The sequence below is a fragment of the Pseudanabaena sp. FACHB-1998 genome, assembly GCF_014696355.1.
Classification (GTDB): domain Bacteria; phylum Cyanobacteriota; class Cyanobacteriia; order Pseudanabaenales; family Pseudanabaenaceae; genus Pseudanabaena.
In genome coordinates this window covers 21,144-27,872 of record NZ_JACJQA010000049.1, presented here as the reverse complement: position 1 = coordinate 27,872, position 6,729 = coordinate 21,144, and the positions used below count along the sequence as shown (strand labels likewise).

5 protein-coding genes are annotated in these 6,729 nt (G+C 38.5%); all 5 read left to right on the top strand.

The window, feature by feature from the left end:
* Positions 1-114 precede the first annotated feature (114 nt).
* The 5 genes from H6F42_RS19960 to H6F42_RS19940 all read left to right on the top strand — a co-directional run bounded on the left by H6F42_RS19960 (position 115) and on the right by H6F42_RS19940 (position 6,728).
* Complete coding sequence (locus H6F42_RS19960; RefSeq protein ID WP_190401142.1) at positions 115-288, top strand: hypothetical protein; 174 nt, start codon at positions 115-117, stop codon at positions 286-288.
* A gap of 105 nt (positions 289-393) precedes the next feature.
* A complete protein-coding gene (locus H6F42_RS19955; RefSeq protein ID WP_190401141.1) occupies positions 394-3,660 on the top strand; it encodes a type 2 lanthipeptide synthetase LanM family protein in 3,267 nt (1,088 codons plus the stop codon).
* Between the two features lie 416 nt (positions 3,661-4,076).
* Complete coding sequence (locus H6F42_RS19950; protein ID WP_190401140.1) at positions 4,077-4,421, top strand: Nif11-like leader peptide family RiPP precursor; 345 nt, start codon at positions 4,077-4,079, stop codon at positions 4,419-4,421.
* A gap of 236 nt (positions 4,422-4,657) precedes the next feature.
* On the top strand, positions 4,658-4,972 hold the full coding sequence (locus H6F42_RS19945) for a Nif11-like leader peptide family natural product precursor (RefSeq protein ID WP_190401139.1): 315 nt from the start codon (positions 4,658-4,660) through the stop codon (positions 4,970-4,972).
* Positions 4,973-5,270: 298 nt separating this feature from the next.
* Complete coding sequence (locus tag H6F42_RS19940) at positions 5,271-6,728, top strand: MBL fold metallo-hydrolase (RefSeq protein ID WP_190401138.1); 1,458 nt, start codon at positions 5,271-5,273, stop codon at positions 6,726-6,728.
* Position 6,729: the final 1 nt, after the last annotated feature.

The following is a 6,729-nucleotide window of genomic DNA, read 5'->3' as shown; positions in this document are numbered from 1 at the left end:
CTCTTTTGAGTTCCTTACTCTTGGGGTTACTCTCTATAAATTCAGTTAATTCTTCCAAGTCTTTGCTTTGATTTCTTCTTCTCTATTTTTCCACAAATCATTTAGGATTGCTATATGGAGAGGATTTGGGTTGGTGTACGCAACTTTCTCCGTCCATTTCGCGGTATCCATAAAAAGTATTTGTATCTCTATGTAGCCATGTTTGAGTGGGCTTACAATTTACGTTGGATTGATTTTGACTTCCTCCGCCGTCTTCTTATGCCTCCTTTCACCTATTTACCTACATGAGCGATAATGTTATTGTATAAGCTCTAGATTCTATAACCAGTAGAATTATTTTGGGTGATTTCCTGAAGCTGAAATTTATACACTTAATTGAATAAAAGATTTGATATGTCCTCATTTCAACCCCAATATCACCCATCTTTATCACTTCAGAAGTTGGCTTTCAGCACTTATTCTTTGTCAGAAAGACTTGCTGTTTTGGGTACACCAATCGAAGACTTCAATCACTATACTGATGATATTGCTAGAAAAAGATTACAAACATGGCAGAAAATAGCCGCCAAAAATGATCTCACTAAATTTAGCTATCGGCTATCATGGTCAGGGTTCAGTCAGGATCAGGTTTTAGCCGCATTAGCAGGTAGTGAACACAAAGGCGAATACCAAGTTAAACACCAAGTCCCTGGTTCTGATTGGTTAATTTGTTTACAATCAGTGCTAGATATTGCCAACAATTACTCTCCAAAATCTTCTCAAAAAGTTCTTCAGCATCGATGCTTCCAACCCGAATCTCCTATTCCCTTTGAGTCTGTATATCTCCCTTTTCTTACAGTAGCAGAAAATAATCTTCCATTTACGAATTGCTTTACACTTGAAGCCGTGAATCAGCTTCTACATAGTTTATTGAGAAATTTAGCAGCGATAGGCGCTCCCACCTTAATGGCGGAGTTTGAAAGGTTTCGCAGCAAAAATATTAGTTTGCGAGATTATTTCTTAATACATAGCGATAAAATTTCTACTGCCCCAAGGTCGCAGCAAAAATTTCAAAATTTCTTGGAGTTTTTATTTGAGGATGGACTATGGGGGCTGTTTCAAAAATATCCAGTGCTTGCCAAATTACTATCGATCGCAGTTGTGTTTTGGTGTGAGTCCATCTCAGAGTTTCAATTTCGACTAGAGCAAGATTGGAAGCAGATTGAAGAATATTTCAGTCCCAATCAATCTTTAACCCAAGTCGTAGAATGTCAGTGCAACTTATCAGATTTGCACCACAGAGGGAGATCAGTTATCCTAATCACTTTTGACACTGGGCTGAAACTGGTTTATAAGCCTCGTGACTTATCAATAGATTGTGCATTCAATCAAATGTTGGAGTGGTGTAATCATCAATCGAATATTCTATCTATGCGTACCACTGGGATCTTGAATCGAGATACTCATGGTTGGATGGAGTTTATTCCTAATCTGCCCTGTGAAGACGAATTATCGGTTACACGATTTTATGAACGTTCTGGAATGCTTTTGGCAATTCTTTATTTACTAGAAGGTACAGATTGTCACCAAGAAAATATAATTGCCAATGGAGAATATCCTGTTTTTATAGATGGAGAAACATTATTCCATCATCAGATTGAAAAGATAAACAACACCAATTATACATCTCTAGAAAATGCTTCCAAAATTTTGCAGAGATCAGTACTAAAAACTTTTTTACTTCCCCAGTGGGGAGTATTGCCAAATGACACCTTAGCCGTAGATGTTAGTGGACTTGGCAGTGAAACTCAAACTTACGAAACTCATGTTTGGAAACATGTTAATACCGATAGTATGCGTTTGGGAATAGAACAGACTACTGTTTTGCAGGGGAATGTGCCAACTTTACTGAGAAAAACATCCGAACAAACTATAGATATGTCGTTTTATCAATTAGAGGTAATCCGAGGCTTTGAAAAGATGTATCTTGTATTACTTAGTCAGAGGGAGTTCCTTTTATCTGCTGATAGTCCTTTACAAGTCTTTGCCCGAAAGAGAGTTCGATTTGTATTTCGCAACACAAAAACTTACTATGCGATCTTGCAAAACTCCTACAGTCCTCAATATATGAAAAATGGAATTGATCGCAGTATCGCTTTTGAAAGTCTTAGTCGCGCTTTCCTTACTTCTGATCAATGCCCTACTCATTGGTCGATGCTTGATGCCGAAATTCAGTCATTGGAACAAATGGACATTCCTTTTTTTACCAGCTTGACTAATGATGTGCATATTTATTTACCCAATCAAAAGAAAGCGGACACACTAACTTCTGAGCAATCGAGCTTTAGGCAATCGAGCTTTAATGTTGTGCAGAATAACTTACGATCGCTCAGTGAAGAAGGACTGCAAACTCAACTTACGATGATCAAGGGAGCCTTTAAAGCGCGTTTTCTCCAAGAACCATCTCTCCCTAACTTACCCCTACCAATCAATATTCAAAACTCGGATTATTTCGAAGGTGAGGCAAATCAAGCTTTACTGGAAACTGCGATTATATTCGGCGAGTCTGTAGTATCTAAGGGAATTACGGGAAGTGATTCTGGACTTGCTTGGATTGGGCTAACCTATAAACCTACAATTTCACGTTTTCGTTGGAATGCTCTAGGGGGAGGACTTTGGGATGGCAATATCGGCATTGCTATATTTTTTGCAGCTCTAGCAAAAATTACTGGAAAAGCGCAGTGGCATCAATATACCGAACAAACTCTAATTCCATTGCAAGCTACTTTTGCGGATCTAACCTCTTCCCAGCAGTGCCGCATCGGTACTGATATCGGAATTGCAGGGCTAGGAGCAATGATTTATGGCTTGGAAGTGATCGGTAAATTATTGGATAATCCCAGCCCTAGATTAATTTCCAAAAAAATACTGGATTGTATTACTCCTGAATTAATTGAAAGCGATATATATTTCACAGCATTAAATGGATCGGCTGGTGGAATCTTAGGGCTCCTAGCGATCGCGGAAAGTTCTCCTATAGCTTTAGACCTAGCTAAAAAATGTGGGAATCATCTTGTCAATCAAAGGGGAACTGATCAAAAAACACCGAAACCGATAGGGTTTGCGGGTGGCATGGCGGGAATTGCTTACAGTTTATTGCGACTTTATAAAACCACAAGAGATGAAATATATCTAGAAATCGCAAAGGAAGCGATCGGTTATGAACGCCTTTCCTTTGATCCTCAATCAAAGCTTTGGGCTGACATGCGTACTAATCCTTCTAGTATTTCCTTGAGTTGGGCAACTGGAACAGCGGGCATTGGTTTAGCAAGATTAGGAGGACTTTCGGAACTAGATACACCGAATATCCGTGAGGAAATTGACTATGCTTTGCAAGCAATCAAGCGTTACTCTCTTTGGGGTAAAGATGATTTAATGTGGGGCAATTGTGGACGTATTGAAACTCTACTAGTGTCCGCCCATACATTCAAAGATCCAGCCCTCTTAGCATTGACAAAATCATGGTGTCACATTATACAAAAATCTTATAGATTGCCAATTAAAAATACTAACCACTTCATTAATCCTGCTTATTTACATGGGGTTTCAGGAATTGGTTATACTTTCTTGCGACTCATTCACCCTGATTTACTTCCTTGTATATTGCTCATGAATATTTAGCGATGTAGTGCAAGACTATGCATCGCTAAATATTCGCCAAAAGAAGTAGATTAATTAAGTTTAATAAAGCCAAAATATGAATGTACATTAATTGTAAGTCTAACGATTATTACATTTTTATGTAACCGAAAGGGAATGGGACGTTGCTAAACTCAAAAATACTATAGTTATCCTGTTTTATTCATGATAAAAACAGGATTTAGACTTTGCTCAGCCATAGATATAAGTTGCTGTACGAAGTCAAAGCCTCCCACAACTCATTTAGGATTGCTGTAGATATTTTTGGGGTTATATGTTATTAAGTATTTTAAGTTTTAAATAATTGTTTTTATACATAACTTTGTCTTTACAATAGTTTTAAGTAAAAACTAATTATTTAAAATGTCTTCTAATCCAAATTTAAAGGGAGATCTAAAATGAGTGCAGTTGCAGTTCAAGAATTTCTTGAAAAAGTACAAACTGATGAGAGCCTTGCCCAAGAGTTAGTTAAGGCTTTGGAATCTGAGAATGACCGCGAATCTGTCACAGCTTTAGCTACTTCTAAAGGCTACGACATCACTTCTGAAGAGCTATGGGACGAGGTGAAAAAGCGTCAAGAAGAGCTTAAACAACGTCAAGATGCAGGAGAACTTTCTGATGAAGAGTTAGAAGCTGTTGCGGGTGGAGAAATTGTTGTGGCAACTGTAACACTTGTGGCAGGGCTCTTGGGTGGTGCTGTCCTAGGCTATGCTGTCAATCAGATTCCACCGATTAAATGGTAGTTTATTAATTTCCGAGTAATTGCTTAACCTATGTAAAATCAACAAAAGTAACCGTCAAAAAGTTGTTTTACCATTATTTCACTGGTATATTGGCTAACTCTCACTTGCTTAAGGATAGGAATATCATTTAGCTGGTTTTGAGGTACTTTATTTAGTTAAAATCATGATTTCTTCTGGGTTGAGCAATTGCAGAATACTCCCTAATCTAATTCCAAATACAAATAGAGAACTTAAAGATGAGCGCAATTACAGTTCAAGAGTTTCTTGAAAAAGTAAAAACTGATGAGAGCCTTGCTCAAGAACTGATTAAGGCTTTAGAAGCAGAAGATGATCGAGAAGCTGTTACGGAATTGGCTATTTCTAAAGGTTATGACATTACTTCTGAAGAGCTATGGGTGGAAGTTCAAAAGAGTCAGGAGCATTTTAAACAGGGGCAAGATGGAGGAGATCTTTCTGATAAAGAACTAGAATCAGTTGCTGGTGGTACCTATGCTGGTTCTGGATATGGTAGTTTTACTGCTGGATATTCTAATTATAATGTGAAATGGTAGGTTGCTAATTTTTTAGTAATTGCTTAACCTATGTAAAATCAACAAAAAATAACCCTCAAAAAGTTGTTCTGTCTTTATTTTTCCTGTATATGGACTGACCGTCACTTGCTTAATGGTAATAATGACATTTAGTTGGTTTTGAAGTACTTTATTGTACAAAAAGGAGACTCTTTTAATAATCCCCCCTTTCGCAAGTGGGGGGAATCAATTGATATTGTTAGCAAATGACTAAACTTTTCAAACAGTCTCTAAAGTTGTCTAATTTTTTAATAACAAAAATCACTTTTTATGATCGCTTATGGCAGACATTATTTCTTTTATGAAAGGTTCTCAACTACAAGCCTTAACTTCTGCGGATCGTTTATGTTACGCCATTCAGCCTTTTATCCAAGAAATTCTCAATCAATTCGTAACCCTCAAAGATTTAGGAGAGGCAATTCTGCGCTCATCTGCCAAACATGAAAAAGTTGTCGCCAAACTGTTTGACTTGCAAGAAAATGATCCAGTGAATTCCTTTAGTTTAAAGGAAAAATTTCTATTTCCCGATCGCAATTATTGGCAACTCCTTAATTTTGGTAACGGTCGATTTCCCGATTTTTTGCAAAAGAGAGGGATGATTGCGATGCAAGATGGAGAATTTGTGCGCCAACTGCACCATCTTCTCCATCTTTGTGGTCAGTCTCGGTTTACTTATCAAGAGATTGCAACCCAGATTAGCGACCAAATGCAGCCTATTTTAGAAATGTTTTTGCAATCTTGGGTGCTGCAACAGAAACCATTTGTACCATCAGAATCTTTCAAAAACGAGTCTGGAATCTATCGCTTACAGCACGCGGCGCTCCTCTATCGCAGCCAAACTACAGGTATTCTAGTTGATCCTCATCTGCACTCTAATTACGGCGATCCTAAGCTAAATACCGATATTTCACGGGCGATGTTGGAGGGATTGGTTGATGGAATTCTCATCTCCCATAGCCATTACGATCACTGGCATTACCCCACACTGATGCAGTTTCCCCCTGACATTCCGATCATTGTGCCGAGAGTTCCGCGCGGGTCAATTACCTGCGAAGACATGGCAGCGCAATTGCGAGAGATTGGTTTTACACATGTGTATGATGTCCCATGGAATAGTGATCCCATTAAGATTGGCGACATTGATGTGCATGTATTGCCATTTTATGGAGAACAAGTTCTCGTCCCCGAATATCCTCAACCTGTGCATCCAGACTTAAAAAATTGGGGAAATACTTATCTGATCGAAACTGATTCCTATCGATCATGGTTTTTGATTGATGCAGGAATCGAACCCGAGCATTCTATATTGGATGTTGCTGACGAAGTGTACGATCGCTTTGGGGCGATCGATTGGTTAGTGAGCAATTTTCAACCACTTTCTTACAATTCTATTGGTGTAGATATTACCTCGTGGGGATTAGATATTGTCTCAAATTTGCTGAGTAATCCGCCTATTTTAGGTGTGACTTGTCAGTCGCAAGGTGAATATACAGCCACATTAGGACCAAAGGGAGTTGCGGAAGTATGTGCGAAAGTCAAGGCTAAGGCTTGCCTCCCCTATGCCGATAGTTGGGCAGATTTAGGGAAGCCTACGGTACATGATCAAATTCTGATACCACAAGTAAAGTCCTATTTGCAAAATTTAGGTTGTGAAACGATTGTCTATCCTTGGAATATCGGCAATAGCTTGACCCAAAGTGGTTTGAAGCAAGGATTTGTTAGATCTGATTCACCGTAAG

Coding starts and splice junctions, on each gene's coding strand:
- H6F42_RS19960 (WP_190401142.1), top strand. CDS start 115: ATGGAGAGGATTTGGGTTGGTGTACGCAACTTTCTCCGTCCATTTCGC.
- H6F42_RS19955 (WP_190401141.1), top strand. CDS start 394: ATGTCCTCATTTCAACCCCAATATCACCCATCTTTATCACTTCAGAAG.
- H6F42_RS19950 (WP_190401140.1), top strand. CDS start 4,077: ATGAGTGCAGTTGCAGTTCAAGAATTTCTTGAAAAAGTACAAACTGAT.
- H6F42_RS19945 (WP_190401139.1), top strand. CDS start 4,658: ATGAGCGCAATTACAGTTCAAGAGTTTCTTGAAAAAGTAAAAACTGAT.
- H6F42_RS19940 (WP_190401138.1), top strand. CDS start 5,271: ATGGCAGACATTATTTCTTTTATGAAAGGTTCTCAACTACAAGCCTTA.